Consider the following 26,441-nt stretch of genomic DNA (forward strand, 5'->3'; position numbering starts at 1 on the left):
TTAATGCCTGATAAATGATGTTGCTAGTTTACGGAAGTTTGTGCTCACCTTTCCAGAGATCTTTTTGAATTTCTCTTTCCCGCACCACAGTGACGTTGCTTTTATCTACCATAATCTCTGCCGGACGACAGCGACTGTTGTAGTTTGATGCCATCACAAACCCATAAGCACCGGCACTACGAACCGCCAGTAAATCGCCCGGGGCAACCGCAAGTTCACGATCCCGGCCAAGAAAATCGCCGGTTTCACAGACCGGGCCCACCACATCATAGGTGCGTACCGGTGCATCCGTATCGCTGTTGACCCGAATAATATTCTGCCAGGCAGAGTACAACGACGGGCGAATCAGGTCGTTCATGGCAGCATCCACAATGGCAAAGTGTTTTTCTTCACCGTCTTTGATGAATTCTACCTCGGTGACCATGATGCCGGCATTGGCAGCAATGGCCCGGCCAGGTTCCAGAATCAGTTTCAAAGACTCTCTGCCGGTCATACGCTCAGCCAGTGCTGCTGCGTATTCTTTAGGATGCGGAGGTGCTTCGTTGTCGTAGGTCACGCCCAGACCACCACCCACATCCAGGTGCTCAATCACAATGCCTTTTTCTGCCAGTTCATCAATTAATACCAGCAGCCGATCAAGCGCATCCACAAACGGTGAAATTTCGGTCAGCTGTGAGCCGATATGACAATCCATACCCACCACATTCAGGTGCTCCATACTGGCCGCCAGCTCGTAAGTAGCAATGGCGCGTTCACGGGCAATACCAAATTTATTGGCTTTCAGGCCGGTTGAAATGTACGGGTGGGTTTTGGCATCCACGTCGGGGTTGATGCGCAGGGAAATCGGCGCTTTTTGGCCAAGTTCACCGGCAACTTCATTGATCCGGTGCAGCTCAGACTCCGACTCAACATTAAAGCATTTAATGCCTTGTTGCAGGGCATAACGAATTTCGTCGTGTTTTTTGCCCACGCCGGAAAATACTACCTTGGCTGGATCGCCGCCGGCTTCGATAACCCGCGCCAGTTCACCGGCAGACACAATATCAAAGCCTGAGCCCAGCTTGGCCAGTACACTGAGTACGCCCAGATTAGAATTGGCTTTAACCGCGTAACAGATCAGATGCGGATGATCGCCAATCGCATCATTAAACGCGTGCCAGTGGCGCTCTAAAGTCGCTCTGGAATAAATATAAAGCGGTGTACCGTGCGTACGGGCGATATCTTCTACCGGTACATCTTCGGCAAATAATTGGTTATCACGATAGACAAAGTAATCCATCTAGTTACGGTCTCCCGAAGGTTCTGCGGGCGTGCCGTCCTGCTGGGCTGTCTGATTTTGCTGGGCTTCATCCGGCAGATAAAGGTCGCCGCGATAGCCGCACCCTGTGATCAGGGATGATAACAGGGCAAAAATACACAGTATGGAAAGTTTCTTAAGCACGTTGGTCCCGCTGGGAATTTCTCAATGTGCCGCTATCATGGCATTGCCTTATCAAATTGCAAGAGACAAAAGCTTTTCCCGCGTTTTATCGCCATATTTGACCTGTCGCCACAGCGCATCACACAAGCCCTTGGTATTGCGTAAATCCCCCTGTTTGAGCCAGTCGATTAATACCGTGGGATCATCGGGAAAGGTGATAGGCTCATTTTCCGGTGCTTCGAGCCATTCCTCAACAATGTCGGTATCAAGCTGAAACAGGGTTTGACATAAATCCAGCTTATTTAGCGTCAGTACATTGGATAATTGTTCAAACTGCCCGTGCAGCGGCTTTATCAGCAATTTTTTGCCGAGCTGAAGGGCTTCACTGGATAACTCAAATCCCCCGTTGGCAATCACGCCGGCGCTGTGCTGCAGCGCATTTTGAAAGCCTGCCTTGGATGGCGGACACCACTGAATGTGACCACAGATAAGAGGGGCGTCGATAGCCGGGTGATAGCAAATAAACTGCTGATCACTTAACGGCTCCAGCATTTGCTGAATATCATTGATTTCCTCAAACGGCAGATATACCAGCACATGAGACTTACCCGGACGGGGCAGGGGCTTCTCACACACAAATGGCGGCACAATGGGCTGATTGAAATGAAACCAGTGCACGCCAAGCTGTACATCGGTGGGAGCAAAAAAGCGCATGACCACTTTATCCATCACATTTTCCCCGGTTTTGGGTACCGAATAGGAAAACGCAGCCTGGTGGGAAATAGAAATAGACGGGACACGCTGACGCCGTGCTGCCCAGGCTGTGATAGGTTCAAAGTCGTTGATTAATAAATCGTAGCCGCTGGCATCAAACTGTTTTACATCCGCCACAAACCTTGAAAAGTGGTTGTTACGCAGGGTCGCCCACTTATCGACTTTGCCATGGTGAGTAATAAAGCTCAGGCCTTCATAGGTCTGATACTGACCGAATACCTCCATGTCGAAATACTTTGATGCATCGCGACCGGAAAACACAAAGTCTACCTCGATGTCACTGCGTTGTTGCAGCGCGGTTGCCATAATGCGGGCCCGGGCAATGTGGCCATTACCGGTACCCTGTACGCCATACAATATTTTCATATCATCCCAGAATAAACAGACTTAAAGAGGCGATAGTGACGCCCAGTAACATACCGGCTATCACATCTGTGGGATAATGTACGCCCAGCAGAATTCGTGATAACCCAATCAGCGCTGCCCAGCTATAGGCCAGTAAGGCGAACGACGGATAAAAGTGGGCCTCGATACTGGCCATCAGCCAGGCGGCAGCAGTATGTCCGGATGGCAGACTGAATTTGTCAGATGGCGTCACGTGAGCGGTCATATCGGCCAGCAAGTCACAGGGGCGGGGGCGTCTGAACATTTTTTTCAGGATTACGTAGACCGGCAACTCCAGCGCATAGGCCATCAGGGCGGCGCTTAAAAACAGCTCGCCGTGTTCCTGTTCAAATGCCCATAACAACATACCGATGACAAAATACAGATAACCATCGCCGGTTTTAGACATCCAGATAATGGCCCGGCAGTCCCGTTTAATGGTTGGCCGGTGTAACAGGTAAAATAAATCGGTATCGTACTTGGTCAAGGATTTAAAAAGCATCGCCTTGCCCCTTGTGGTTGGTGAATTATTAGCCTAAAAAAGGTCTGTGAACCCAAGGTGACAAAAAAAAGAAACCTTTGTGACAGGCGATTAAGCTCGCTCACCACGCTGGCGGTTATTCAACGTATTCCCCGGAATCAGGCGTTTTCATTGCCATAAATAATGCTATGCTAAGGCGGGTAACAGGCACTAACTGCTTGTTATTACAACTTGAGTATCCGTGCGATTCTTTAAGTCAACAATCAAAAAGGCTTTGCGATGGAATATAACACCTCTGAACTATGCGACTTGTTTGCTGACAGCGTTGACGTTGTCGATCCCATTTTCGCCAGCTACGGTGGCCGCGACTCGTTTGGCGGCGAAATCACCACCATTAAATGCTATGAAGACAGAGGCCTGGTAGACCGGGTGCTGGCACAGCCTGGCTCAGGCAAAGTGTTGCTGATTGACGGTGGCGGCTCGTCCCGACGCGCGCTGCTGGATGCCGGTTCGGCGCAGTTAGCCATTGATAACGACTGGGAAGGCATTGTGTGCTACGGCAGTGTGCGCGAAGTCGAAGCACTGCAGGATTTTGATATCGGTATTTTAGCCATCACCTCAATTCCGGTTAATGCAGAAAGTGACAGCATTGGCGATGTGGATGTGCCGGTGAATTTTGGCGGTGTGACCTTCCTGCCAGAAGATCACCTGTACGCCGACAGCACGGGCGTTATCCTGTCGCCCGAGCCGCTGGATATTGATTAAGCCGACGGCTTACCGTCTTTGGCTCCGCTGTTAGTTGATGACGCGGAGTCTTCAGCCGGCTTAGCCGGCTTAGATTGTGCTGGTTTGGCATCATCCGGCTTAGCTTTTGTCGGTTTGCTACGTGGCAGTAGCTCAGCCTTTGGCGGGGCAAACACATCATTAAGGTACATGGCCAGACGAATACCGGCTTGCTGTAAACGCTGTTTGGCGTCTGGCAGGTGGGCATACAGATAGTCATAAGACATATCATTGGCATTTTCCGGGTACAGAGCGTCCCGATAATCAATGCTTTCATTTATCCACACCAGCGGGTCAATGCTGCTCCAGGCGTGAATCTGGGCGGGCGTAATTTTGGCATCCAGCATGTCGGTCCATTCGGTATAGGACAACTGACGCTGATCCAGCATCTGACTATCCCACACCCGATGCAGGTTGGAATCTTCCCAGAAAAAACGCACTTTCACATCGTTGCCCCCCCTGTCTGTACCATTGCCGGCATGCAGAGGCTGATGCAGATCACCAATAATATGCACAATAAAGCGCAGGGCTAATTGTTTATCTGCACGGCTGGCTTTTGGGTCCTGCAGTGTCAGGGTGTACTGTTCCAGCGCGGTTACCGCATCACCCTGCTCAGGTGCGCCTACATCGTGGTAGTGCTTGCCCTTGGGAATCGTTACATAGTGATAGGGAGGTGACACTTTTTGCCAGAACGGGTCCGGATCTGAGCGCATTTCATCGGCATAGGTCGAGGCCTCAGCCAGACTTTCATCCGGGAGTAACTCGGCGACGGCTGCACTGGCGTTGGGTGCCAGATAGCGCTGGGCAATAGCACCGGTAACCCGGTGGCCGGTCTGGCCCCACCCTAAAGCAGGCAGGCTGGTCAGCGAGCCGGTAATCAGGCATAGCGCCAATGCCGTGAGTTTCTTTGCAGGCATAAACATGGTGTATTCCTTTATGTTGAGTGCTGATAACCCCAGCGGGCCATCAATTGTTGGTCCAGACCCAGATGGTCAAGAATACGGGCAACGACAAAATCGACCAGATCACTGATACTTTTTGGCTGATGATAAAAGCCGGGAGCCGCAGGCATGATAGTGACCCCCATTTGTGACAATTTCAGCATGTGCTCCAGATGAATAGAGGACAGCGGCATTTCACGGGGCACCAGAATCAGCTGGCCGCGTTCTTTAATCACCACATCAGCAGCCCGTTCTATCAGGTTGTCGCTGGCCCCATTGGCAATAGCAGAAAGCGAGCCAGTTGAGCAGGGGCATACCACCATCTGTTTGGGCGCCGCAGAGCCTGATGCCACCGGCGAGAACCATTCTTCTTTACCGCAGACCGTAATCTGGCCTTTAGCAGCGCCAAAGCGCTGGGTGAAAAACGCCGCGGCCGCATCCGGCCTGGCCGGAATTTTCATGTCTTCTTCGGTGGCAAAGACCACCTTGGCCGCAGAGGAAATCAGCACAAATACCTGATACTCAGCTTTAACCAGCAGTTCGAGTAGGCGCAGGGCATACGGTGCACCTGAAGCTCCGGTGATGGCCAGCGTAATGCGTTTATCTGTCATTCTCAGTCCTCGTTACACGGTTGCCAGTCGGTCAAGGAGCCGCTGGTGAATACCTTCAAACCCGCCATTGCTCATTACCAGTATATGATCGCCAGGCTGGGTCTGAAGCGCCACTGCCTCAACGATTTCCTGTACGTCATTAAAACAGGTGGTGGGAGTGTTGCTGCTTTGTACCGCCTCACGCAATGACCAGTTCATTCCGGCCGGTTCATACACCAGTACGGTGTCGGCCTGCTGCCAGGAGTGGGCCAGGGTGTGCTGATGAATACCCATCTTCATGGTGTTCGAGCGTGGTTCAAGTACGGCAATAATACGCTGCTGCCCCACTTTATTGCGCAAACCGTCCAGCGTAGTGGCAATGGCGGTAGGGTGATGGGCAAAATCGTCGTACACCGTGATGTCGTTGACCCGGCCTTTAACTTCCATCCGTCGCTTTACATTTTCAAAGCCTGATAGGGCGCGTATGGCATCTTCCAGCAGCACCCCGGCATGATGGGCAGCAGCAATGGCCATCATGCCATTATTCACATTATGCTGGCCCAGTAACGTCCAGTGAACCTCGCCTACTTTGACCCCGTTATGAATGACGGCAAATACACTGCCATCGGGATTTATCAGCTGCGCATCCCAGGTTTTCCCCAGTTGTTGCTGCTCACTCCAGCAGCCTTTATTCAGGGTCTGCTCAATGGCCGGTTCGCTGGCCGGTGACAGAATCAGTCCGCTTTGCGGAACCATCCGCACCAGATGATGGAACTGGGTCTGAATGGCTGCCAGATCCGCAAAAATATCAGCATGATCAAATTCCAGATTATTAATGACCAGGGTTTTGGGACGGTAATGAACAAACTTGGAGCGTTTATCAAAAAAGGCGCTGTCGTATTCATCTGCTTCAATCACAAAGAAAGGGCTGTCGCCAATTCGCGCCGAAATACCAAAGTTTTCGGGAATACCGCCGATCAGAAAGCCCGGGTTCAGACCGGCATCTTCCAGAATCCACGCGATCATACTGCTGGTGGTGGTTTTACCATGGGTGCCGGACACACCGATAACCCAGCGATTGTTGAGCAGGTTTTCCAGTAACCACTGTGGGCCACTGGTATAGGGCAGATTACGGTCCAGTACATACTCCACCGCCGGATTTCCCCGTGACATGGCATTGCCAATAATCACCATATCCGGCGCCGGCTCAAACTGTGCAGGATCATAACCTTCGGTCAGGGTGATCCCCAGCGCTTCGAGCTGGGTGCTCATGGGCGGATAAACATTGGTGTCTGAACCGGTTACGGTATGGCCCAGAGATTTTGCGATGGCGGCAATTCCACCCATGAAGCTGCCGCAGATGCCCAGAATATGTACGTGCATAACATTATTGCCTTACTTGTCAGGCTGGCTACTCTACCAGAAGCGTACCACAGTGCGAATATCTCATTTCCCCGCACTGGCAATACAGGTACAATCCACCGGCCGGTTAAAAAAGAAACGATGCCAGTCCTGAGGCGCGATCATCATGGTCGATCTCTTGCATAGCATAGTATAACCGCACAACCGGCCCGGCGGTTTGTATACAGGACGCTATACACGGCATCGCCGGCAACGCGGTGAATGACCCTACACACAAAAAAATAAGGCATTTTGCACACATGAAACGATTAAACTCACAACTGCAGCACGATGGTGCACCGCTTGAACTGATTTTGCTTATTCGTACGTTACTGGCAGGCTGTAAAGAAATTTCCTTTCGCGTCAGTCAGGGCGCGCTGGCTGGTGTACTGGGCTCTACATTAAGTGAAAATGTTCAGGGCGAAACTCAAAAGAAGCTGGATGTCATTTCTAACCAGATTCTCAAAGACACCCTGCGTGACTCAGGCTATGTAAAGGCCATTTCATCGGAAGAAGAAGACACGGTGGTGCCTTGTAACCCTGAAGGTAACTACCTGGTGAGTTTTGACCCGCTGGATGGCTCTTCCAATACTGAAATCAACAGCCTTATCGGAACGATTTTTTCTATCACCCACGCCCCACAATGGATGGATGCCGACGACCCGTCTGCGTTTTTACAGCCCGGCACGCAAATGGTGGCTGCCGGCTATGTGCTGTATGGCCCGTCTACCATGCTGGCCATGACCACCGGTCGTGGGACGCATATCTATACGCTGGATAAAACCCACGGCGGTTTTCTGCTGACCCACCCAAATGTGCAAGTGCCAGAGCAAACCAGTGAGTTTGCGATTAACACATCAAACCAGCGCCACTGGGAAGATCCGGTACAAAACTATATTGGTGACTTGCTGGCCGGTACTGAAGGTCCGCGCGGTAAGGATTACAATATGCGCTGGGTAGCCGCTATGGTGGGCGATATACACCGGGTGTTATGTCGCGGCGGGATTTTTATGTACCCGTTTGATAAGCGCAACCCGTCTAAGCCGGGTAAATTACGCTTGTTATACGAAGCCAACCCGATGGCATTTTTGATGGAGCAGGCCGGTGGCCTTGCAAATACCGGACATGGCCGCATTATGGAGGTCATGCCAACTGAAATACATCAGCGCGTGCCAACCATTCTGGGCTCAAAAGAAGAAGTTGAAGCGTGTCTGGGATATTATTAGAACGCACAGTAATTTAGCGCCGGTAGCCTTGTATTAAGGGCTAACGGCAAGGTGGCGCGGCAGCCGGTAAAAGCAGATTCTGCTGTTCAGACTGTTTTTATTTTGCCGCGCGCACCGTATACTCTAGGCATTTTCTCAGGCAAGCCTGCGCAAGTGGCGTCGTTTTGCCTGGGTAAATTCACTATTTGGTTTAACACAAAGGAAAGATTCATGAGTCTTAACTCTGTACCAGCGGGTAAAAACGCCCCTGATGAAGTCAACGTAATCATTGAGATTCCAGCACACGCGAATCCGGTAAAATACGAAGTAGATAAAGATTCTGGTGCGATGTTTGTTGACCGCTTCATGGCAACCTGCATGCACTATCCGGTAAATTACGGTTACGTAAACAACACCCTGTCAGAAGACGGTGACCCGGTTGACGTGCTGGTCATGACTCCGTTTCCTATTCACAGCGGTTCAGTCATTAAGTGTCGTCCGGTTGGCGTACTGAACATGACTGATGAGTCAGGCAAAGATGCAAAAGTACTGGCTGTGCCAGTGGATAAGCTGTCTACTATTTACCGTGACGTGAAAGAAATCACTGATGTGCCTGAGCTGACTAAACAGCAAATCGAGCACTTCTTCACGCACTATAAAGATCTTGAACCAGGTAAATGGGTTAAGATCGACGGTTGGGAAGACGCTCAGGCGGCCAAAGAAGAAATCACTGGCAGCATGAAGCGCTACGAACAAAACCAGTAATTACCGACTGGTAGCAAAATATAAAAAGGGCCGTCAGGCCCTTTTTTAGTATCTGGACCAGGCGTTGGGTATACGGCCTGAACATGCGAAACTAGAAAAAACATCAGGGTGAGTAAGTATGAAAAAAGTAGTCTGTATGGCAATGGCGGGGTTGCTGTTGGTACTGACCAGTAGTGTGTGGGCAGACGAGCCGCCCGAAGTTTACTGGGAAGATCTGGTACCCGAAGGATTTAACGAACTGGATGCGCCGCCCGCGTCTCACGACGGTAAGATGACGCAGCTACAGCCCGATGCGCCGGTGGTGCACACCTACAACGGACAAGTGGTCAGGATCCCTGGGTTTGTGGTGCCGTTGGAAGGTACTGCAGAGAAAACCACAGAATTTTTGCTGGTACCTTACTTTGGGGCCTGTATTCATGTGCCGCCGCCGCCGTCTAATCAGATTGTGCATGTGACATTTGCCGAAGGCGTGGCAATTGACGATTTGTACGATGCGGTCTGGGTCACCGGCACCTTGTCAACCGAGGGGTGGAAGGGAGAAATTGCTTCTGTGGGATATCAGTTAACCGGGATTTCAGTAGCGCCGTTTTAACCTTTCGCTTTCTGTGCGCCGGCACAGCATTTTGCTCACGTGGCTGCTCGTCAGCGACACCCAAAAGGGGTTTGCATAATTTTTGCAAACCCCTTTGTTGTTTTGCTATCTGGATTTTCTTAAAAATAAGTATCTTGCTGATATGCATAGTGAATTTAACCGATGATGTAGATTGGTTTTTACGTATTTAGGAAAGTTCTGGATAGTGCAGAGTAAAAAATGCACACAGGTCGGATGAGAGGGCGGAGCATGAAAAAAGCGCTGGTTGTTGAGGGTGGAGCCATGCGGGGCGTATTTGCCGCAGGGGTACTGGATATTTTTCTGGCACGCAAACAGGCGTTTGATTTTGCGATTGGCGTGTCTGCCGGTGCCACCAATCTGGCTTCTTTTGTATCGCAGATCCCCGGCCTGAATAAAACCATCATTACAGATTATGCCACCAAACGGGAATTTTTCAGTCCGCTTCGTTTTATTCGCGGCGGTCACATGACCGATGTTCACTGGCTATGGCATCAGTGCCGATCACAACTGGATGAGCGGCAGGCCACGGTAGCCACTCGCACCCCCTTGTATGTGGGGGTAACTAATGTGGATACCGGGCAGTGCGATTATCTGCAGGCCAATCATGAAAATATTGATGATTTAATGGTGGCCTCGTGTTCATTGCCGGTAGCCTACCGGGACCAGACCCGCATTGGTAAGCATACGTATATTGACGGTGGTGTGGCCGATGCGATTCCGGTGCGTAAAGCCTATGAAATGGGTGCCCGCGAAATTACCGTGGTATTGTCCCAGCCGCTGGGATTTGAAAAACCAGCGACCAAAGGCTCATGGCTGATGGAAAAGATGTATGGACATCAGCCTGCTTTGCTCGATACTTTGCTGCGCCGGCCTGATATCTACAATGAAACCCTGGCCTTTTTACGCAACCCGCCAGCCGACCTGACGCTGAATATCATTGCACCACCGGCAGGCTTTAATGTAAAACGCCTGACCATGGCCCGGCGTAAGTTGGAGCGCGGCTACAAGCTGGGTAAAATTGCGGCCTTACGCTCGCTCAAAGAACAGCGTCACGACCAGGCCGCCTGATGCTTGTGACCCGGTGTTGCACAAACTGGCCGTGTGAGCCGGGCCCGGTATGCAGAACTTAGCCCTGCGTATAAATATGCTCGGCGCGGTTAAATAACAGCCATGAGGTCAGAATGTATTTGTCGTTGCTTTCAGGAATATTGCCACGGTGGGTATGGGTAAAATACCCCGGTGCAATCACCATGCGGCCGGCTTTGGGTTTTATCACCCGGCCCTGGTAGAAAAACTCAGTTTCGCCACCTTCATCCACATCATTAAGATAATACATAAACAGCAGCATGCGATGCAGCGCATCGTTATGGGGTAACTGCGGGTACACCTCTGAATGCCAGTAAGGATAACCACCTTCACCGGCCGTGTAGCGCTGGGTGTTAATCTCTCCAATGCGAAACAGGTAGTTGAGCAGATTGGGCAGGTTAGGCTTACCCACCTCGGCAAAGTTTTGCTGGGTCAGCTTCACCGGTTCGCCTGACTCAGGATGACGCACGGTTAAACCAATTGGCCCGATCAGGGCAAAAAAATACTTTTCCATGTAGTCCAGTAACGCTTTACTTGTCTGCTCCATAACCGGTTGGAACAAACTGGCAAATTCCTGATTTTCACTAAAACTGACATCATGACTGCGTTTTTTATCCAGATCGACGCCGCCGCCGGTTCTGCCCGGCCTGACATTCTCACTGTTTTCAAACTGGGTGATAATTTGCTGACACAGCTGCGCAGGTAACACATCGTCAATCACTTCAATAAAGTCGGTGGGCTGCTGATTCATATTATTGCTCCAGCAGGTGTCGGGCCATTTCGGCTTTAACTTCATCGCTAATCGGCGCAGACCGCTGGGTGGCAAAGTCAAAGTGAACCAGCGTGGTCAGCCCGGTCGCGCAGTGCTGCTCGTTTTGCCAAACCTGCTGGTGCACATCAAACGAACTACCGCCAATGCGGCTGATATAAGTTTTAATTGTTACCGGCTTGCCGTAATAAAGCTGTTGATGAAAGTCGACCTTATAACTGGCCAGTATGAGAGGCCAGTTGTTGATATCTAACTCTGGCGTGAAAAAAGAAAAAATGGGATCCCGGGCTGCTTCAAACCACTGTACCAATACAGTATTGCCCACATGGCCCAGTGCGTCAGTTTCACAAAAACGCACATCAAAAGTGGTTTCAAAGGGAGTAGGGTGAGACATAAGTGCCTTATTGTTATCAATATATGATGCCCACCTTAGCACGGTGGGCATACAACACAATATCAGGCCTGCTTGCTGAGCATGGGGTTTAAGAAGCGACCAGTATGCGATACTTTACTGTCTGCTACCGTCTCTGGTGTGCCTTCCGCAATAATCTGACCGCCGCCTGAGCCGCCCTCGGGGCCCAGATCAATCAGCCAGTCAGCGGTCTTAATCACATCCAGATTATGCTCGATGACCACCACCGTATTGCCATGGTCGCGCAGCTTGTGCAACACGGCCAGCAACTGTTTAATGTCATGAAAATGCAGACCTGTGGTAGGCTCATCCAGAATATACAGGGTCTGACCGGTGTCTCGTTTAGACAGTTCCTTGGCCAGCTTCACCCGCTGGGCTTCGCCTCCGGACAACGTGGTGGCTGCCTGGCCTAATTTGATATACGACAGACCCACATCCATCAAGGTTTGCAGTTTTCTGGATATCGCTGGAATCACATCAAAGAAGTCCCGGGCTTCTTCTACCGTCATATCAAGCACTTCGTTGATATTCTTGCCCTTGTAATTCACTTCCAGGGTTTCACGGTTATAGCGCTTGCCCTTGCATACGTCACAGGGCACATATACATCGGGCAGAAAGTGCATTTCTACCTTAATCACACCATCACCCTGACAAGCTTCACACCGGCCGCCTTTCACGTTGAAGCTGAACCGGCCAGGTTTGTAGCCCCGCGAACGAGCTTCCTGGGTACCGGCAAACAGCTCACGGATGGGCGTGAAAATGCCTGCATAAGTGGCCGGGTTTGAACGCGGGGTACGCCCAATCGGGCTCTGGTCGATATCCACGACCTTATCCAGGTGTTCAAGACCGGTCATTCCTCTATGCGGCGCAGGCTCATTGGCGGTTGCATTGTTCAGCTCACGCTGAGCAATACGGTAGAAGGTGTCGTTAATCAGCGTGGATTTACCCGAACCGGATACGCCGGTAACACAGGTCATCAGACCCACTGGCACATTCAGGGTGACGTCCTGCAAGTTGTTACCCGTTGCCCCTTCCAGCGTCAGCCATTTTTTCTTGTCCGGCGCATTTCGCTGTTCAGGAATTTCAATTTTCTCAATGCCTGACAGGTATTTTCCGGTTAGTGAGTCTTCACACCCTGTAATGTCTTCCAGACTACCGGCGGCAATCACTTCACCGCCATGAACCCCGGCGCCCGGGCCGATATCAATGATAAAGTCGGCCTCACGAATAGCATCTTCGTCGTGCTCTACCACCAGTACGGTGTTGCCGAGATCCCGCAAGCGGGTCAGGGTTTGCAGCAAGCGTTCGTTATCCCGCTGGTGCAATCCGATAGAGGGTTCATCCAGAACATACATCACACCAACCAGGCCGGCACCAATCTGGCTGGCCAGACGGATTCGCTGGGCTTCACCGCCGGACAGGGTATCGGCACTGCGCGACAGGGACAGATAATTCAGGCCAACATTAACCAGAAAGCCCAGCCGGTCCTGAATCTCTTTGAGAATTTTTTCCGCAATTTGTGCTTTGGCGCCGGTTAATGACAGGCTGTCAAAAAACTCATAAGCACCGGCAATCGACATATCAGCAATTTCGGGCAAATTAGTGTGCTGGATAAATACATTTCGGGCTTCTTCACGCAGACGAGACCCCCCACAACTGGAACACGGCTGCTGTGCCAGATGTTTGGCCAGCTCCTCACGAACCGCAGTAGACTCTGTTTCACGGTAGCGGCGTTCCATGTTGGGAATCACACCCTCAAACGGGTGCTTGCGCTCCATAATGTCGCCACGATCATTGATGTACTTGAACTTCAGTGACTTGCCTTTGGAACCATACAGAACAATATCGCGGTTTTGGTCGCTCAGTTCGGCAAAAGGTTTGCTCAGATCAAATTCATAATGCTCGGCAACCGCCTGTAACATCTGAAAATAATAATAACTGCGCTTGTCCCAGCCACGAATGGCCCCGCCAGACAAACTCAACTCGTCGCTGACAATGACTTTGGCAGGATCAAAAAATTGTCGGGTACCCAGGCCATCACAGGTCGGGCAGGCGCCGGCCGGGTTGTTAAATGAAAACAGACGTGGCTCAAGCTCACTCAGGCTGTATCCGCAATGCGGACAGGCAAAGTTGGCGGAAAAGACCACATCCTGGATGCTGTCATCATCCATGTAAGCCACTTTGGCATTGCCGCCTGATAACTCCAGCGCAGTTTCAAATGACTCTGCCAGACGTAGCTGCAAATCATCACGCACCTTGAAGCGGTCAATCACCACTTCAATAGTGTGTTTTTTCTGTAAATCCAGCGGCGGAGGATCAGACAGGTCACAGACCTCGCCATCAATCCGGGCTCGAATAAAACCCTGAGCAGCCAGATTTTGTAATAACTTAACGTGTTCACCCTTACGATCCTGCACCACCGGGGCCAGCAGCATCAGCTTGGTACCCTCTGGCATTTCCAGCACCTTGTCCACCATCTGACTGATGGTCTGGGCATCCAGCGGCACATCATGAGTCGGACAACGCGGCGTGCCCACCCGGGCAAACATTAAACGTAAGTAATCATATATTTCGGTAATGGTCCCGACCGTAGAGCGGGGATTATGCGATGTGGATTTTTGCTCAATGGAAATGGCCGGAGACAATCCTTCGATATGATCGACATCGGGTTTTTCCATCATCGACAAAAACTGACGGGCATATGCAGATAAAGATTCTACATAGCGGCGCTGTCCTTCGGCGTACAGTGTATCGAAAGCCAGCGACGATTTACCGGACCCTGACAGGCCGGTGATGACTACCAGCTTGTCTCGGGGAATTGTTAAATCGACGTTCTTCAGATTGTGGGTGCGGGCACCCCGTATTTCGATTTTATCCATTGAAACCTAATCATCGCCAAAAGATCCAGTATGCCACACTGGGGGTTAAAAATATTCATTACTTACGCCGCAGCAACAAGGCAGATCAACTCAGCATAGTTTCACCTGACTGGGCGCGGTCACAATTTGTGGTACACTTCGCGGTCAGTTAAAGACATTTGTAAAGGCACGGTTTGAACGCATTAGAGGTACGCGCAGCGCTGTCCCTGGCACTGGTTTATGTGCTCAGGATGATGGGATTATTCATGGTCATGCCGGTACTGGCAGTGGCCGCGATGGACTATCCGGACTATTCCCCGTTACTGGTCGGTCTGGCCGTAGGCGGGTATGGCCTGACTCAGGCTGCGCTGCAAATCCCGATGGGAATGTTATCTGATCGCTGGGGCCGAAAACCGGTTATTTTGCTGGGCTTAAGTGTATTTGCCCTGGGCAGCCTGATTGCTGCCAACGCAGACTCGCTGACCGTAATGATTATTGGCCGGGTATTGCAGGGCGCCGGGGCGATTGCCGGGGCCATAATGGCGTTGGCTACCGATGTCAGCCGTGAGGCACAGCGGGCTAAAGTCATGGCCATTATTGGTATTGCAATTGGTTTTTCTTTCTACCTGGCGGTGCTGGTCGGGCCGGTGATTGCCAATCACTGGGGGTTGTCTGGTATTTTTGCGGTGACCGGTATTCTGGCACTGTGCTGTATGCCGCTCATCACCTGGGCGGTGCCCGGTGTTTCTCAGCGTAGTAGCGGCGATGTGCTGCCCCAGGCCCGGCATATCCGGCAGCTGTTTGTCTCGCCACAGTTGTGGCGTTTAAATGTCAGCGTGATGTTCCTGCATATGATGATCACCCTGTTATTTGTGCAGCTGCCGGTAACCTTACTGCACTTTGATATGCAGCTGGACAGCCACTGGAAGCTGTACCTGCCGGTACTGGCTATCTCCATAGTGGGTTTAACCATAATGATGGGCGCGGCCCGCGGCCGGACGCCAAAACCGCTGGTTATGCTGGCAGCCGCTTTTATGGCGCTGGCTTTTGCCATGCTTGGTTTGCAGCATCACAGTCAGTGGCTGGCTTTTACCGCCATTGCGCTGTTTTTTACCGGGTTTAATTATTTAGAAGCGAGTTTCCCGGCGCTGGTGTCCAGTATTGCGCCAGCCGGTCAGAAAGGCAGTGCCATGGGCATTTACGCCAGCTTTCAGTTTTTTGGGGCGTTTCTTGGCGGTGCGCTGTCAGGTGTGGTGACGGATCATTTTTCTGCCCAGACGGCTTATCTGGTGGGGGCCGGCGCCGCGGGTATCTGGCTGTTTCTGCTCACCGGTTTAAAAGAAGCCAGCCGGGTCAAGCGGGTGTCATTGCAAATGCAGGTGCCCGGTGAGCGTCACGGCTCGTTGTCAGATGCGCTGAAAACCCTGGCCGGAGTTGAGGAAACCACCATCGCAACCAGTGAAGGCATGGTGTATCTAAAAGTGACTAAAGATTTTGATCAGCATCAGGCTGATGCCTTAATCAAATCCTACGAAACATAAATTTTGTGCGCCGGATTAATCTTTTTTGGCCGGCGCAGCGTTGCTAATCTTATCTTTTACACTGCCTAAGGCAACAGTACAGGTGACTACGATGGTAGATTTAAGTGCCTACGATGGCATTGTGTTTGATATGGATGGTACGCTGATTGATTCTATGGGCTCTCACTTACAGGCTTGGGAACAAACCTGTCTGGCTTTTGGTTACCCGTTTGACGAAGCCTTTTTGCATAGCCTTGGCGGCGTGCCATCAGCAGCCACCGCAGAGCTGCTCAATGAAAAACACGGGCTGGCGCACAACCCAGAGGAAGTGGCCAGGTATAAACAGTATACCTGGCTTAAGCTGGATCATACGCCAACCCTGATTGCCGATACCGCTGCGGTATTTGAGCATTACCGGCCAACCATGAAAATAGGTGTGGGTACCGGCGCTGAGCGCAGGCAGGCAGAGAGTCTGCTGGAGCACCATGGTCTGCTTAGCCGCATTGATGCGCTGGTCAGTGCCACGGATGTCTCGCGTGGCAAACCAGACGGTGAAACCTTTTTGAAGGTGGCTGAACTGATCGGTGTAGCACCGGAAAAGTGCGTGGTGTTTGAGGACACCAGTATTGGAGCAGAGGCTGCGCGGCATGCTGGTATGGACTGCATCATGGTGCACAACGGTAAAATTCAGCAGCGCTGAGCACACTGTAGTAACACTACAAACAGCGTGTGGTTTTTCATGTACTTGGCTGGTTTGCCGGGTATACTGCATCCTGACAGGCAGGGCCGTCTGGCCTCTGCCTGCTTCTGTCTATCTTCGCTAATCATTCAGACAAGGTGTGTTTGTGATGTTTTCCCGCCGTCTATTCGGGCTTGTAGGCCTTTGTATGCTGGTGACTGGCTGTGCCATTGATGTCAGCAGCAGTAGCTTTGTACAACAGGACAGCAAGATTACGCCTATCGATACCACGCAGTTGCATAAACGGGTCAACGACGATGAAGCCGAGGTGTCGATTACTACGGTGGAGTTAACCAACGCCCAGGGACTGACGCTCAAGGGCATCGCCGTGTCTTACCCTAATCCGGTGGTCAACATCGTGTTTTACGGTGGCAATGGCATGAGTATCTCCCGCTCATCGGGGCTGATGCATCAGTTTGGTCAGATTCCGGCGAATATTTTATGGGTGGACTATCAGGGCGTTGGCGCCAGCGAAAAAGCTTCCACCATGCGTATGGCCAACCTGAAAGCGGATGCGTTACAGGTGTTTGATTATGGTAAAAGTGTTTTTCCCAATGTCTTGCCCACAGTCGTTCACGGTTTGTCGATGGGCAGTATTGTAGGCAGCTATGTTGCCTCCGTGCGGGATGTTGACGGCCTGGTGCTCGATGGTCCGGTTAACCGTATCACTGATGTTGCCCAGAACATGGTGCCTGAATGGACCAAGTATTTTACGTATCTGGCAGTATCGGCAGACTTGGCGCTGGTGGATAACGCCGACTATATCCGCAATTACCACGGGCCACTGCTGATTTTATCCGGCCGTGATGACCAGCTTACACCGGTTGAATTTGGCCGTGAGCTATACGACATCTCACCAAGCACCAACAAAGAGATCATCGTAGTGCCTGGTGCAAGACATGCCGAAACCATGGAAAACTACCGGGTTATTCCCCGTTACCGTGATTTTATCAATTCATTCAAGCAATACCCGGGGCTGCGCTGACATCGCCCCGGGCTATTGGGGTTACTGTCTGAAATCCGCGCCTGTAGATGTGGCGAATAACGCAAACATGCTGTATACCGCCGTATTGAATTTAAGGGCGTCGCGATCAACTTTGTCCAGTGTGTCGTTTTCGGTGTGGTGATAATCAAAGTAATCGGTACCGTCAGGGTTAAAGTTCACCGCAGGCTGACCTGCCTCACCCAGAGCGCTCATATCTGACTGCCCCTTGGCATTGTTAGTCTGCGCCATGCTAATGCCCATGGGAGAAAGGAATCGGGCAAAAGCCGCTATAGCGGGAAGTGAGTCTTTACTTACACCTGGCTCCAGCTGATATATTTTACCATTACCAAAATCCCATTCTGCACCGATAACATGGTTTTGCAGGTCCCCCTGACGGCGGGCAACATAATCTTTTGCACCATATAAACCAATTTCCTCGGCGGCAAATAAAATCACCCGCAAGGTTCGGGCCGGCCGTGGGTTAAGCTGGCTGAGATAATGCCCGGCGGCCAGGGTAATCCCCACGCCGATGCCATCATCAATGGCGCCCGTGCCGACATCCCAGCTGTCCAGGTGCGCGCCCAGGGTGACGATGTCCTGCGGTTTGCTGCTGCCGGTGACCTCACCGATAACATTGGCAATGGTGGTTGTTTGGCCGGTTGGGCCGCTGGCACTCATGGTTAAGGAAAATGTAACAGGCTGCTTATGCTTGAGGGCATTTTGCAGTAAGTCTGCGTCCGGGTTAGAAATGGCTACAGCCGGGATTTTTTTGACCCCGTCTTCATAACGCGAAACGCCGGTATGGGCAAAGCGGTTTGTGTCGGTACCCACTGATCGCATGATAAATGCCACCGCGCCTTTTTTGGCAGCCTGGGCGGCACCGGTTACCCGCGCACCTACCGCGCTGCCATACCCGTGGCCGTCTTTGTGTCGGGTCATCCGGTAAGAGACAAAGGCAATTTTATTTTCCAGAGACCCTGCCGGGGCGGCGTTGAGCGCGGCCAAATCGGCAAACTCAACCACCTCGCCGGTCAGGGCTTTGCCGCCGGTCCCCACACTGTTTCCCAACGCCAGGGCCACAATATTGTGCTGGTATGGCTTGGTGATCGCTGCCTGTAAATCGCCACGCTGCCACAAACGGGCTTCACTTTCTTCCACCCAGACCTTATCAAATCCCAGCGTTTTCATTTTATTGACCGCCCAGGTGACCGATTGCTTTTCAGCCGGTGTGCCAACCAGTCGTGCACCGACTTCTGTGGTCAGAGATTCAATTACCTGATAGGACAAATCGACCTGTAAAGCGGTGTTTTTGATGACTCTGAGCTGCTTGGTCTGCTGTTGATTAAGCGGGGGCGGAAAAGAGGTAGCCTGGGCGCTAAATACAGTGACTGCGAGAATGCTGGTCAGCGCGCCACGCAGTGCATGGTGCCATGGTCTGGATGTGTTCATTGGTGTTCCCTGTCATTGTCATTGTTATTGGTTTGAAACACCATTGTGCGCAAAGGGGCATGGGGCTGCCAGTAGTTTGCGACTATGGTGATAAAAACAGCGATTTGGCCCCGGCGATGAATGAGCCCGGTTAATCCGGAAGATACGCCACCTGAGTTTTGGCAATCTCATCATGCAAACAACGACGATTGCTGCGAAAGATAAACAGCGGGTCGAGCAGGGAAATCAGCGGACCGATGAAAGGCAGGCTGTAAAACACAGCCATAATCAGATATCGGCGAAAAAAGTAACGCGAAAAACTGGCTTTATTGCCGTTGCGATCCTCAACCCGAATATGCAGAAAATGTTTACCCACCGTCTGGCCTCGTTCGTAAATCAGGTAGCCATGAACGCATAAAAAACTCAGGACGCCGTAGACCAGCATCATCAGCAATATAGCAGGCTCACCGGAGCTGAGTTTATCCAGACCAAAATAGATTAATAATGGCACCATGGTCAAAGTGGCAATCAGCGCATCAATTACATACGCGGCCAGACGCTCTCGCCGACGCGCCAGCGCGGAGAATGGTGAAACCGGTCCGTCGCTGTAAGGGTCTACCGTGACAGCGGCCTCTGATGGCGAGGGCATGGCAGAATATACCGGTGTTGATGAGACCGGGGTCTGAGTTGGCGCGGCGGTATCGGATATTGGGCCGGCGGGAGCCTGACGCTCCTCAATCATCTGGCGCAAAAGAGCAGCACGCTGTGGATAAGCGCTATGGTCAAGGCTGCGATAAGCCTGCTCCAGCTCTTCCAAAGTGTATTGTGAATAATCTGGCGCATCCATGTCGTTATATTTCTTTTTCGGTTGTTATCGTCAAAGTCTAAAGCGGCAGAGGCCCGGGAAAACTGTAATTATATATTAGAGACAGATTCACGTTTAACGATAGTGGGTGTGTATTTAAACGTTACACCTTCTTCAGGCGGTTCGCCACCGGCATAACGCAGTGCCAGCTCAGCCGCTTTGGCAGCCATCATCTCAACCGGATAGCGCAGGGTGGTCAGCTTGGGGCGGCAGTATTTGGCCAGCAGCACATCATCATAACCAATTATCGATACCTTACCGGGAATATCCACATCGTGGTCCTGCAGCATCGACATGGCACCAGAGGCCATGGCATCGTTGTACGCCAGCACCCCGGTGAACGGAATACTTTTGGCCAGCAGATTCTGAATGGCTTTTTCGCCCCCTTCCTGATCGGGCGTGCTGTACTCAATATGGCTTTCCGGCAGCGCCAGATTGGCATCGTTGAATGCCTGTCGAATTCCTTCAATACGCTGAATCGGGTCAACAATCTGATAGCGGCTGCTGATCACGGCAATATCCCGATGCCCGGCCCGTATCATATGCTCGGCCATTAGGCGGCCGCCGGCCACATTATCAAGCCACACACATCGATTAGCAATTTCCGGAATGTAGCGGTTAATCAGTACAAAACCGGGGATCTGGGCGGCAAAGTCGATTAAGGTTTGATCATCCAGCGCTTTGCTATGCACCACCATAGCTTCAACCCGATGTTCCATCAGGGTTTCAATGGCTTTGAGCTCGGTTTGCTTTTCAATCGAACCGGCGCTCATCAGAATCTGCACTTTGTGCCGGCTGGTTACGGTTTCTATGCCATGGGCCAAAGTGGCAAAAAACGGGTCCAGAAGTTCTGCAATAACCACCCCCAGTGAAGCACTGCGCTGAGTCACCAGCGCCCGGGCATTAGCGTTGGGACGGTAGCCCATCTCAGCCATAATCTTTTTTACCCTCTCACGGGTTTTGTCACCCACTTTAGGGCCGTTGTTTATCACCCGGGAAACGGTAGCAAGAGAAACACCTGCAGCACTTGCAATGTCTTTGATGGTGGCCATGAGAACGAATACAATCCTTACTGATTAATTGCTTGGGGGGTCACACCCGACGCAGGAGATTAGCATGCCTGCCTATATATAGGAAAAACTATAAAGGAAAATTTTCCTTATTAACGTTTCCGACGGGAAAGAAAAATAGGCATGACTCTTTTCAAAGCAAGGGAAAACGTATACCCTTGTTGCTGTCTTGTTAATAGTTTGTGTTATCTGTGCGTTACGAGCAAGTCAGTCGTTTAAATTTTTTTTAGCTGAGGAAATTCTATGTCAACTGCCAAGCCATCGTCGCAGCCTTCACTCACCAACACGAACTGCACGATTACGCACAAGGATTTTGGCGAGTATCAGAATCAGACGGTCACGCTTTTTTCATTAAAGAACATCCACGGCATGGTGGTAAACATCACAGATTTTGGCGGCATTATCACCAATATGCTGGTACCAGACAAAAATGGTGTGCTGTGTGACGTGGTCATTGGTTTCGACACTCTGCAAGACTATATCGACGATGCGCATTATGTTGGTGCGCTGGTGGGTCGTTATGCAAACCGTATCGGAAATGGTGGTTTTACGCTGGATGGCGTTCACTATCCGCTGCACACCAATGAAAAGAGCAATATTCTGCATGGCGGGCCGCTTGGACTAAATAAAAGAATCTGGCAGGCTGAGCCATTTACCCGGGCTGATGCCTGCGGAGTCACACTTAAGGTAACCAGCCCTGACGGGGAAAACGGTTTTCCGGGTACACTGACAGTGAAAGCCACCTACACACTGAATAATGACAATGCCCTTACCCTGGCATTTGAGGCCACCACCGATAAGACCACACCGGTGAGTCTGACAAATCACAGTTATTTCAATCTGTCCGGTCACGGTAGTGTGCTTGACCATCAGCTACAATTAGCCGCAGATGCGTTTTTACCCGTCAATAATAAAGTGCTGCCAACCGGTGAGATTGCGCCGGTCGCAGGCACGCCGTTTGATTTTACCCGCGCCCGCGCACTGGGAGAGCGAATTGCTCATGAAGATGAACAGCTGGGCATTGGTAGTGGCTATGACCATAATTTTGTCGCCCGCGCGGACTGTCAGGATCTGAGTACCCCATTTGCGGTGGTGACCGACCCCGAGAGTGGCCGGGTATTAACGGTATTCACCGACAGCCCGGGTGTACAACTGTATTCGGGGAATTTTTTAGGCGCTACGGGGACTGGTCGTGAGCAAAGGCAGTACACTGATCGCTGCGCCCTGGCGCTGGAGCCACAGGCTTTTCCAGACGCCCCCAATCAGTCTGCATTTCCGGGACCCTGGGTACGACCCGGTGAAACACATTGTTCTACCATAGTGTATAAGTTCAGCAATATTTAACCTTAAGTCAGCAGGTTACCTGCGTGAGCAGGGCAGGCCGCTGACTTTTTATTGATTTTTCAGGTAAAGCGTTTACCTTATGCTCCGGAAACAGATACCCGGATTACAGGCCGGCCAGGCTGGTTAACGTTGCCTGACACAGACAAGAGAGATTTTGTTATGCCCACACAATTTGACCCGACTGATCATCCGCATCGTCGTTATAACCCGCTTATTGGTGAGTGGGTGCTGGTGTCTCCGCACCGTGCCAAGCGCCCGTGGCAGGGCCAGTCGGAAGAGCCGTCAAACGATCAGCGTCCGTCATATGATGAAACCTGTTATCTGTGTGCTGGCAATACCCGTATAAATGGTGAGGTGAATCCGCCCTATACCGGTACCTTTGTATTTGAAAACGACTTCGCTGCACTTAAGCAGGATACGCCGGATGCGCAAACCGATGATCCCCTGTTTAAAATGCAGGCCGAGCAGGGCCGCAGCCGGGTTATCTGTTTTTCTCCTGATCACAGTAAAACACTGCCTGAACTGACCGATGAGGCCCGTCTTGAAGTAGTTAAAACCTGGATGGAGCAAACTGCCGAACTGGGTCAGGACCATGCATGGGTGCAGGTCTTTGAAAACAAAGGCGCGATGATGGGCTGTTCTAATCCACATCCGCATGGTCAGGTGTGGGCCCAAAAACACCTGCCAACGCAGGCACAGAAAAAGCTGACCCATTTCACGCAATACTTTGCCGATCATCAGCGCTGTATGTTGCTGGACTATGTTGAAAAAGAAATCGCCAGTAATGAGCGCGTCGTCCGCCTCAATGATGACTGGGCAGCCATTGTGCCGTACTGGGCAGCCTGGCCATTTGAAGTGATTTTATTGCCGCGGTTTGCGGTGCGTTCAATCACCGAACTGAATGAAGCGCAGCAAGCCTCGCTGGCAGATATCGTAGGGCAAATTACGATCTGCTATGACAACCTGTTTGCAACATCATTTCCTTACTCTATGGGCTGGCACAGTGCACCCAATGATGGTGAAGAGCACCCTGAGTGGGGACTGCATGCGCACTTTTTCCCACCACTGCTGCGCTCTGCATCGGTGAAAAAATTTATGGTTGGCTATGAAATGATGGCCGAAGCGCAACGGGACCTGACCCCGGAGCAGGCAGCAGATCGCCTAAAAGCGCTATCCACAGTACATTATAAGGAACAGCAGTAATGATTGATCAAACCACGCTGACAGCGCAATTTGCCTCAACATTTCATCAGCAGCCAGCCCGGTTAGTCCACGCGCCAGGACGGGTCAACCTGATTGGCGAGCACACAGATTACAACGGTGGGTTTGTTTTTCCTGCCGCCATTAACTTTGGTACCTGGATTGCAGCGTCGACCCGTGATGACCGGCAGATAGACGCCGTGGCGGTCGATTTTGACAATCAGCGTAACCAGTTTTCCCTTGACGCGATTGAGTTTGATGAGCAGCAAGGCTGGGCCAACTATGTGCGTGGCGTGATTAAAATGCTGCAGCATGACTTCCCGCAGATTGGCGGTGCCAATCTGATGATTACCGGCAATGTACCGCAGGGGGCAGGCCTGAGCTCTTCGGCGTCATTTGAAATTGCAGTATTAAAAGCGTTTTCAGATCTGTATGACCTGAATCTGGATGGCGTGAAAGCCGCGTTACTGGGCCAAAAGGCAGAAAATGATTTTGTCGGTTGTTCATGCGGCATCATGGATCAGCTGATTTCTGCCATGGGAGAAGAAGGTCAGGGTATGTTACTGGACTGTGAATCGCTGACATTTGAGCATTCCAACCTGCCAGACGACCTGGATATTGTGATTATTAACTCAAATGTTAAACGCGGGTTGGTGGACAGTGAATATAATCTGCGCCGCCAGCAATGCGAGGAAGCCGCCGCGGCGATGCAGGTGAAAAGTCTGCGTCACGCCGATTTACCGTTGCTGGAAGCCTGCCGCGATAATATGAGCGATCCTGTTTATCGCCGAGCCCGTCATATTATTACTGAAAATCAACGAACGGTGGATACGTTCCGGTCACTGCGTGAAGGTGATATTGCGGCGGTCAGCAAAGCAATGGCAGAATCCCACGCCTCAATGCGTGATGATTTTGAAATTACAGTAAAACCGATAGATTATCTGGTGGAAATTGTCTCTCAGGTCGTCGGTAATAAAGGCGGTGTTCGAATGACCGGAGGTGGCTTCGGCGGATGCGTTGTTGCCCTGGTTCCAAAAAATTTGGTTTCAGAGGTTACGAATACTGTAAATAAATTTTATCATAGCGAGACTGGACTTAAACAAACCATTTACGTTTGCTCAGCTGAAAAGGGCGCTTTCTCCTAAGAAACGGAGCCTGTATCCCGGCAGTTGAGTAATTGTGATGTAATATAACAACACAGCTGTTGGGATACATATGAACATAGAAACGTTAGATATTGCGGTATTCGTAGTATACGTTATCGCACTAATAGGCATTGCCGGATGGGTGTCCCGGGAAAAAGCCGGGCACGCCAAAGACACCAACGATTATTTTCTGGCCGGCTCCAGTCTGCCCTGGTGGGCCATCGGGGCCTCGCTGATTGCGGCCAACATCTCGGCTGAACAAATCATCGGTATGTCAGGCTCAGGCTATAAACTGGGTTTAGCGATTGCGTCGTACGAGTGGATGGCAGCGCTTACATTGATTATCGTTGGTAAGTATTTCCTGCCGATCTTCCTGAAACACAAAATCTACACCATGCCGCAATTCCTCGAGCAGCGTTATGATCACCGTGTACGTAAGGTCATGGCGATTTTCTGGCTGGGTGTATACATCTTTGTTAACCTGACCGCTGTACTGTGGCTGGGTGCACTGGCAATCAATACTATCGCTGGCATCGACATTGTGTGGGGGATGATTTTCTTAGGCGCGTTCTCGCTGGCCTATTCCTTATATGGTGGTCTTAAAGCCGTTGCGATGACCGATATCATTCAGGTGGTTCTGTTGATCATTGGTGGTCTGTTCTTGTCTTACACCGCGCTGAACATGATCAGTGACGGTAATGGTGCGATTCAGGGCTTTGTTGACCTGACCAATCGCCTGCCTGAAAAGTTCGATATGATTCTGTCAGAAGATAATCCTTTTTATAAAGATCTGCCGGGTATTTCTGTACTGGTTGGCGGTATGTGGATTATGAACCTGTCTTACTGGGGCTTTAACCAATACATCATTCAGCGGACGCTGGCGGCAAAAAGTATCGGTGAAGCGCAAAAAGGGATTGTGTTTGCAGCATTCCTGAAAATGCTGATGCCTTTGATTGTGGTATTACCAGGTATTGCAGCCGTTATCATTTCACCGGACTTAGATCGCGCTGACGAAGCGTATCCGTCACTGATGACACTGATGCCGGTAGGTCTTAAAGGACTGATTTTTGCCGCACTGGTCGCAGCCATTGTCTCTTCACTGGCGTCGATGACCAACAGTGTTTCTACCATCTTTACGATGGATATCTACAAAGATAAAAAGCCTAACGAGAGCCAGCAGCATTATGTTCTGGTGGGCCGTCTGGTGAGCCTGATTGCCCTGATTATTGCTATGGCGGTGGCCAAGCCTCTGCTGGGGAACTTTGATCAGGCATTCCAGTATATTCAGGAATTCACCGGCTTCTTTACGCCAGGCATTGTGACCCTGTTTGTGCTGGGTATGTTCTGGAAAAAGACTACGGCGACCGCAGGTCTGCTGGCAGCACTGGGTTCTTTTGTATTCAGTCTGCTGTTCTCCATCTTCTGGCCGGAACTGCCGTTTATCGACCGTGTTGGTGTGGTCTTCCTGCTGTGTACCGGTCTGGCTGTTGTAGTCTCGCTGGCCCAGGGCAAAGGCGATCATCCACAAGCTGTGAACGTCAAAGACGTGCAGTTTGGTACCAGTAAGGTATTTAATGTCAGCTCGCTGGCAGTTATTGCACTGCTTATCGCGTTCTATACCGTGTGGTGGTAACACGGTAAGTAAGCTAACAGACCAAGCCGG

Annotated in this window: 24 protein-coding genes and 1 pseudogene; 12 read left to right on the top strand and 13 right to left on the bottom strand. The window is 51.2% G+C overall.

Annotated elements, in window-relative coordinates; all coding sequences use genetic code 11:
* Nucleotides 1-28: 28 nt before the first annotated feature.
* The 4 genes from lysA to EZV72_RS01075 are packed head-to-tail and all read right to left on the bottom strand — an operon-like array spanning nt 29 to nt 3,080.
* Nucleotides 29-1,279: a diaminopimelate decarboxylase gene (gene lysA / locus EZV72_RS01060; RefSeq protein WP_137165504.1), complete on the bottom strand. Its 1,251-nt coding sequence runs from the start codon at nt 1,277-1,279 to the stop codon at nt 29-31.
* Nucleotides 1,280-1,441, bottom strand: a complete 162-nt coding sequence (gene lptM, locus EZV72_RS01065) for an LPS translocon maturation chaperone LptM (protein WP_137165505.1) — start codon at nt 1,439-1,441, stop codon at nt 1,280-1,282.
* Between the two features lie 51 nt (nt 1,442-1,492).
* A complete protein-coding gene (locus EZV72_RS01070) occupies nt 1,493-2,560 on the bottom strand; it encodes an MJ1255/VC2487 family glycosyltransferase (protein ID WP_137165506.1) in 1,068 nt (355 codons plus the stop codon).
* A gap of 1 nt (nt 2,561) precedes the next feature.
* Complete coding sequence (locus EZV72_RS01075; protein WP_137165507.1) at nt 2,562-3,080, bottom strand: phosphatase PAP2 family protein; 519 nt, start codon at nt 3,078-3,080, stop codon at nt 2,562-2,564.
* Nucleotides 3,081-3,338: 258 nt separating this feature from the next.
* Between EZV72_RS01075 and rraA the strand changes: the two genes are divergently transcribed.
* On the top strand, nt 3,339-3,824 hold the full coding sequence (gene rraA, locus EZV72_RS01080) for a ribonuclease E activity regulator RraA (RefSeq protein WP_137165508.1): 486 nt from the start codon (nt 3,339-3,341) through the stop codon (nt 3,822-3,824).
* A gap of 149 nt (nt 3,825-3,973) precedes the next feature.
* On the opposite strand, the pseudogene EZV72_RS01085 reads toward rraA, so the two are convergent.
* From EZV72_RS01085 to mpl, 3 genes and pseudogenes are all read right to left on the bottom strand, one after another.
* Nucleotides 3,974-4,765, bottom strand: a pseudogene (locus tag EZV72_RS01085) (S1/P1 nuclease); the annotation flags it as partial.
* An 11-nt stretch (nt 4,766-4,776) separates the two neighbouring features.
* Nucleotides 4,777-5,394 (bottom strand): flavin prenyltransferase UbiX, encoded by a 618-nt coding sequence (locus EZV72_RS01090; protein WP_137165510.1) that lies wholly within the window; start codon nt 5,392-5,394, stop codon nt 4,777-4,779.
* 12 nt (nt 5,395-5,406) lie between these two features.
* Nucleotides 5,407-6,756 (bottom strand): UDP-N-acetylmuramate:L-alanyl-gamma-D-glutamyl-meso-diaminopimelate ligase, encoded by a 1,350-nt coding sequence (mpl, locus tag EZV72_RS01095; RefSeq protein WP_137165511.1) that lies wholly within the window; start codon nt 6,754-6,756, stop codon nt 5,407-5,409.
* Between the two features lie 278 nt (nt 6,757-7,034).
* On the opposite strand from mpl, the gene EZV72_RS01100 reads away from it, so the two are divergent.
* The 4 genes from EZV72_RS01100 (at nt 7,035) to EZV72_RS01115 (ending at nt 10,425) form a co-directional block, all read left to right on the top strand.
* Entirely contained in the window at nt 7,035-8,000 is a 966-nt protein-coding gene (locus EZV72_RS01100; RefSeq protein WP_137165512.1) for a class 1 fructose-bisphosphatase, read from the top strand.
* A gap of 210 nt (nt 8,001-8,210) precedes the next feature.
* On the top strand, nt 8,211-8,744 hold the full coding sequence (ppa, locus tag EZV72_RS01105; protein WP_137165513.1) for an inorganic diphosphatase: 534 nt from the start codon (nt 8,211-8,213) through the stop codon (nt 8,742-8,744).
* Nucleotides 8,745-8,862: 118 nt separating this feature from the next.
* Entirely contained in the window at nt 8,863-9,336 is a 474-nt protein-coding gene (locus EZV72_RS01110) for a DUF3299 domain-containing protein (protein WP_137165514.1), read from the top strand.
* A gap of 249 nt (nt 9,337-9,585) precedes the next feature.
* Nucleotides 9,586-10,425 carry a patatin-like phospholipase family protein gene (locus EZV72_RS01115; RefSeq protein ID WP_137165515.1) on the top strand — a complete coding sequence of 280 codons (840 nt, stop codon included), beginning with the start codon at nt 9,586-9,588 and terminating at the stop codon, nt 10,423-10,425.
* A 58-nt stretch (nt 10,426-10,483) separates the two neighbouring features.
* Here the strand turns inward: EZV72_RS01115 and EZV72_RS01120 are convergent, their stop codons facing one another.
* The 3 genes from EZV72_RS01120 to uvrA all read right to left on the bottom strand — a co-directional run bounded on the left by EZV72_RS01120 (nt 10,484) and on the right by uvrA (nt 14,503).
* Nucleotides 10,484-11,194 (bottom strand): 2OG-Fe(II) oxygenase family protein, encoded by a 711-nt coding sequence (locus EZV72_RS01120; RefSeq protein ID WP_137165516.1) that lies wholly within the window; start codon nt 11,192-11,194, stop codon nt 10,484-10,486.
* Between the two features lies 1 nt (nt 11,195).
* On the bottom strand, nt 11,196-11,606 hold the full coding sequence (locus EZV72_RS01125; protein ID WP_137165517.1) for an acyl-CoA thioesterase: 411 nt from the start codon (nt 11,604-11,606) through the stop codon (nt 11,196-11,198).
* A gap of 62 nt (nt 11,607-11,668) precedes the next feature.
* A complete protein-coding gene (gene uvrA / locus EZV72_RS01130) occupies nt 11,669-14,503 on the bottom strand; it encodes an excinuclease ABC subunit UvrA (protein ID WP_137165518.1) in 2,835 nt (944 codons plus the stop codon).
* A 173-nt stretch (nt 14,504-14,676) separates the two neighbouring features.
* Here uvrA and EZV72_RS01135 point away from each other — a divergent pair, with 173 nt between their 5' ends.
* The 3 genes from EZV72_RS01135 (at nt 14,677) to EZV72_RS01145 (ending at nt 17,726) form a co-directional block, all read left to right on the top strand.
* Nucleotides 14,677-16,023, top strand: a complete 1,347-nt coding sequence (locus EZV72_RS01135; protein WP_137165519.1) for an MFS transporter — start codon at nt 14,677-14,679, stop codon at nt 16,021-16,023.
* A gap of 91 nt (nt 16,024-16,114) precedes the next feature.
* Nucleotides 16,115-16,702, top strand: coding sequence for an HAD family hydrolase (locus EZV72_RS01140; RefSeq protein WP_137165520.1), 588 nt, complete (start codon nt 16,115-16,117; stop codon nt 16,700-16,702).
* A gap of 148 nt (nt 16,703-16,850) precedes the next feature.
* Nucleotides 16,851-17,726, top strand: a complete 876-nt coding sequence (locus EZV72_RS01145; RefSeq protein ID WP_232364538.1) for an alpha/beta hydrolase — start codon at nt 16,851-16,853, stop codon at nt 17,724-17,726.
* Between the two features lie 21 nt (nt 17,727-17,747).
* Here the strand turns inward: EZV72_RS01145 and EZV72_RS01150 are convergent, their stop codons facing one another.
* The 3 genes from EZV72_RS01150 to EZV72_RS01160 all read right to left on the bottom strand — a co-directional run bounded on the left by EZV72_RS01150 (nt 17,748) and on the right by EZV72_RS01160 (nt 21,071).
* Complete coding sequence (locus EZV72_RS01150) at nt 17,748-19,175, bottom strand: M20/M25/M40 family metallo-hydrolase (protein ID WP_137165522.1); 1,428 nt, start codon at nt 19,173-19,175, stop codon at nt 17,748-17,750.
* Nucleotides 19,176-19,305: 130 nt separating this feature from the next.
* Entirely contained in the window at nt 19,306-20,001 is a 696-nt protein-coding gene (locus tag EZV72_RS01155) for an RDD family protein (protein ID WP_137165523.1), read from the bottom strand.
* 68 nt (nt 20,002-20,069) lie between these two features.
* Nucleotides 20,070-21,071 carry a LacI family DNA-binding transcriptional regulator gene (locus tag EZV72_RS01160; RefSeq protein WP_137165524.1) on the bottom strand — a complete coding sequence of 334 codons (1,002 nt, stop codon included), beginning with the start codon at nt 21,069-21,071 and terminating at the stop codon, nt 20,070-20,072.
* A 261-nt stretch (nt 21,072-21,332) separates the two neighbouring features.
* Here EZV72_RS01160 and EZV72_RS01165 point away from each other — a divergent pair, with 261 nt between their 5' ends.
* The 4 genes from EZV72_RS01165 (at nt 21,333) to EZV72_RS01180 (ending at nt 26,411) form a co-directional block, all read left to right on the top strand.
* Nucleotides 21,333-22,433 carry an aldose epimerase family protein gene (locus EZV72_RS01165; protein WP_137165525.1) on the top strand — a complete coding sequence of 367 codons (1,101 nt, stop codon included), beginning with the start codon at nt 21,333-21,335 and terminating at the stop codon, nt 22,431-22,433.
* 159 nt (nt 22,434-22,592) lie between these two features.
* Nucleotides 22,593-23,636 (top strand): UDP-glucose--hexose-1-phosphate uridylyltransferase, encoded by a 1,044-nt coding sequence (locus tag EZV72_RS01170; RefSeq protein WP_137165526.1) that lies wholly within the window; start codon nt 22,593-22,595, stop codon nt 23,634-23,636.
* A gap of 2 nt (nt 23,637-23,638) precedes the next feature.
* Entirely contained in the window at nt 23,639-24,778 is a 1,140-nt protein-coding gene (gene galK / locus EZV72_RS01175; protein WP_137168616.1) for a galactokinase, read from the top strand.
* A 70-nt stretch (nt 24,779-24,848) separates the two neighbouring features.
* Nucleotides 24,849-26,411, top strand: a complete 1,563-nt coding sequence (locus EZV72_RS01180; protein ID WP_137165527.1) for a sodium/sugar symporter — start codon at nt 24,849-24,851, stop codon at nt 26,409-26,411.
* Nucleotides 26,412-26,441 lie beyond the last annotated feature (30 nt).

This window comes from Salinimonas lutimaris (assembly GCF_005222225.1).
Classification (GTDB): domain Bacteria; phylum Pseudomonadota; class Gammaproteobacteria; order Enterobacterales; family Alteromonadaceae; genus Alteromonas; species Alteromonas lutimaris.

Bases quoted from the DNA above. Each gene is read 5' to 3' on its own strand.
- lysA (WP_137165504.1), bottom strand. From the start codon at position 1,279: ATGGATTACTTTGTCTATCGTGATAACCAATTATTTGCCGAAGATGTA.
- EZV72_RS01070 (WP_137165506.1), bottom strand. From the start codon at position 2,560: ATGAAAATATTGTATGGCGTACAGGGTACCGGTAATGGCCACATTGCC.
- EZV72_RS01075 (WP_137165507.1), bottom strand. From the start codon at position 3,080: ATGCTTTTTAAATCCTTGACCAAGTACGATACCGATTTATTTTACCTG.
- rraA (WP_137165508.1), top strand. From the start codon at position 3,339: ATGGAATATAACACCTCTGAACTATGCGACTTGTTTGCTGACAGCGTT.
- EZV72_RS01090 (WP_137165510.1), bottom strand. From the start codon at position 5,394: ATGACAGATAAACGCATTACGCTGGCCATCACCGGAGCTTCAGGTGCA.
- mpl (WP_137165511.1), bottom strand. From the start codon at position 6,756: ATGCACGTACATATTCTGGGCATCTGCGGCAGCTTCATGGGTGGAATT.
- EZV72_RS01100 (WP_137165512.1), top strand. From the start codon at position 7,035: ATGAAACGATTAAACTCACAACTGCAGCACGATGGTGCACCGCTTGAA.
- ppa (WP_137165513.1), top strand. From the start codon at position 8,211: ATGAGTCTTAACTCTGTACCAGCGGGTAAAAACGCCCCTGATGAAGTC.
- EZV72_RS01110 (WP_137165514.1), top strand. From the start codon at position 8,863: ATGAAAAAAGTAGTCTGTATGGCAATGGCGGGGTTGCTGTTGGTACTG.
- EZV72_RS01115 (WP_137165515.1), top strand. From the start codon at position 9,586: ATGAAAAAAGCGCTGGTTGTTGAGGGTGGAGCCATGCGGGGCGTATTT.
- EZV72_RS01120 (WP_137165516.1), bottom strand. From the start codon at position 11,194: ATGAATCAGCAGCCCACCGACTTTATTGAAGTGATTGACGATGTGTTA.
- EZV72_RS01125 (WP_137165517.1), bottom strand. From the start codon at position 11,606: ATGTCTCACCCTACTCCCTTTGAAACCACTTTTGATGTGCGTTTTTGT.
- uvrA (WP_137165518.1), bottom strand. From the start codon at position 14,503: ATGGATAAAATCGAAATACGGGGTGCCCGCACCCACAATCTGAAGAAC.
- EZV72_RS01140 (WP_137165520.1), top strand. From the start codon at position 16,115: ATGGTAGATTTAAGTGCCTACGATGGCATTGTGTTTGATATGGATGGT.
- EZV72_RS01145 (WP_232364538.1), top strand. From the start codon at position 16,851: ATGTTTTCCCGCCGTCTATTCGGGCTTGTAGGCCTTTGTATGCTGGTG.
- EZV72_RS01150 (WP_137165522.1), bottom strand. From the start codon at position 19,175: ATGAACACATCCAGACCATGGCACCATGCACTGCGTGGCGCGCTGACC.
- EZV72_RS01155 (WP_137165523.1), bottom strand. From the start codon at position 20,001: ATGGATGCGCCAGATTATTCACAATACACTTTGGAAGAGCTGGAGCAG.
- EZV72_RS01160 (WP_137165524.1), bottom strand. From the start codon at position 21,071: ATGGCCACCATCAAAGACATTGCAAGTGCTGCAGGTGTTTCTCTTGCT.
- EZV72_RS01165 (WP_137165525.1), top strand. From the start codon at position 21,333: ATGTCAACTGCCAAGCCATCGTCGCAGCCTTCACTCACCAACACGAAC.
- EZV72_RS01170 (WP_137165526.1), top strand. From the start codon at position 22,593: ATGCCCACACAATTTGACCCGACTGATCATCCGCATCGTCGTTATAAC.
- EZV72_RS01180 (WP_137165527.1), top strand. From the start codon at position 24,849: ATGAACATAGAAACGTTAGATATTGCGGTATTCGTAGTATACGTTATC.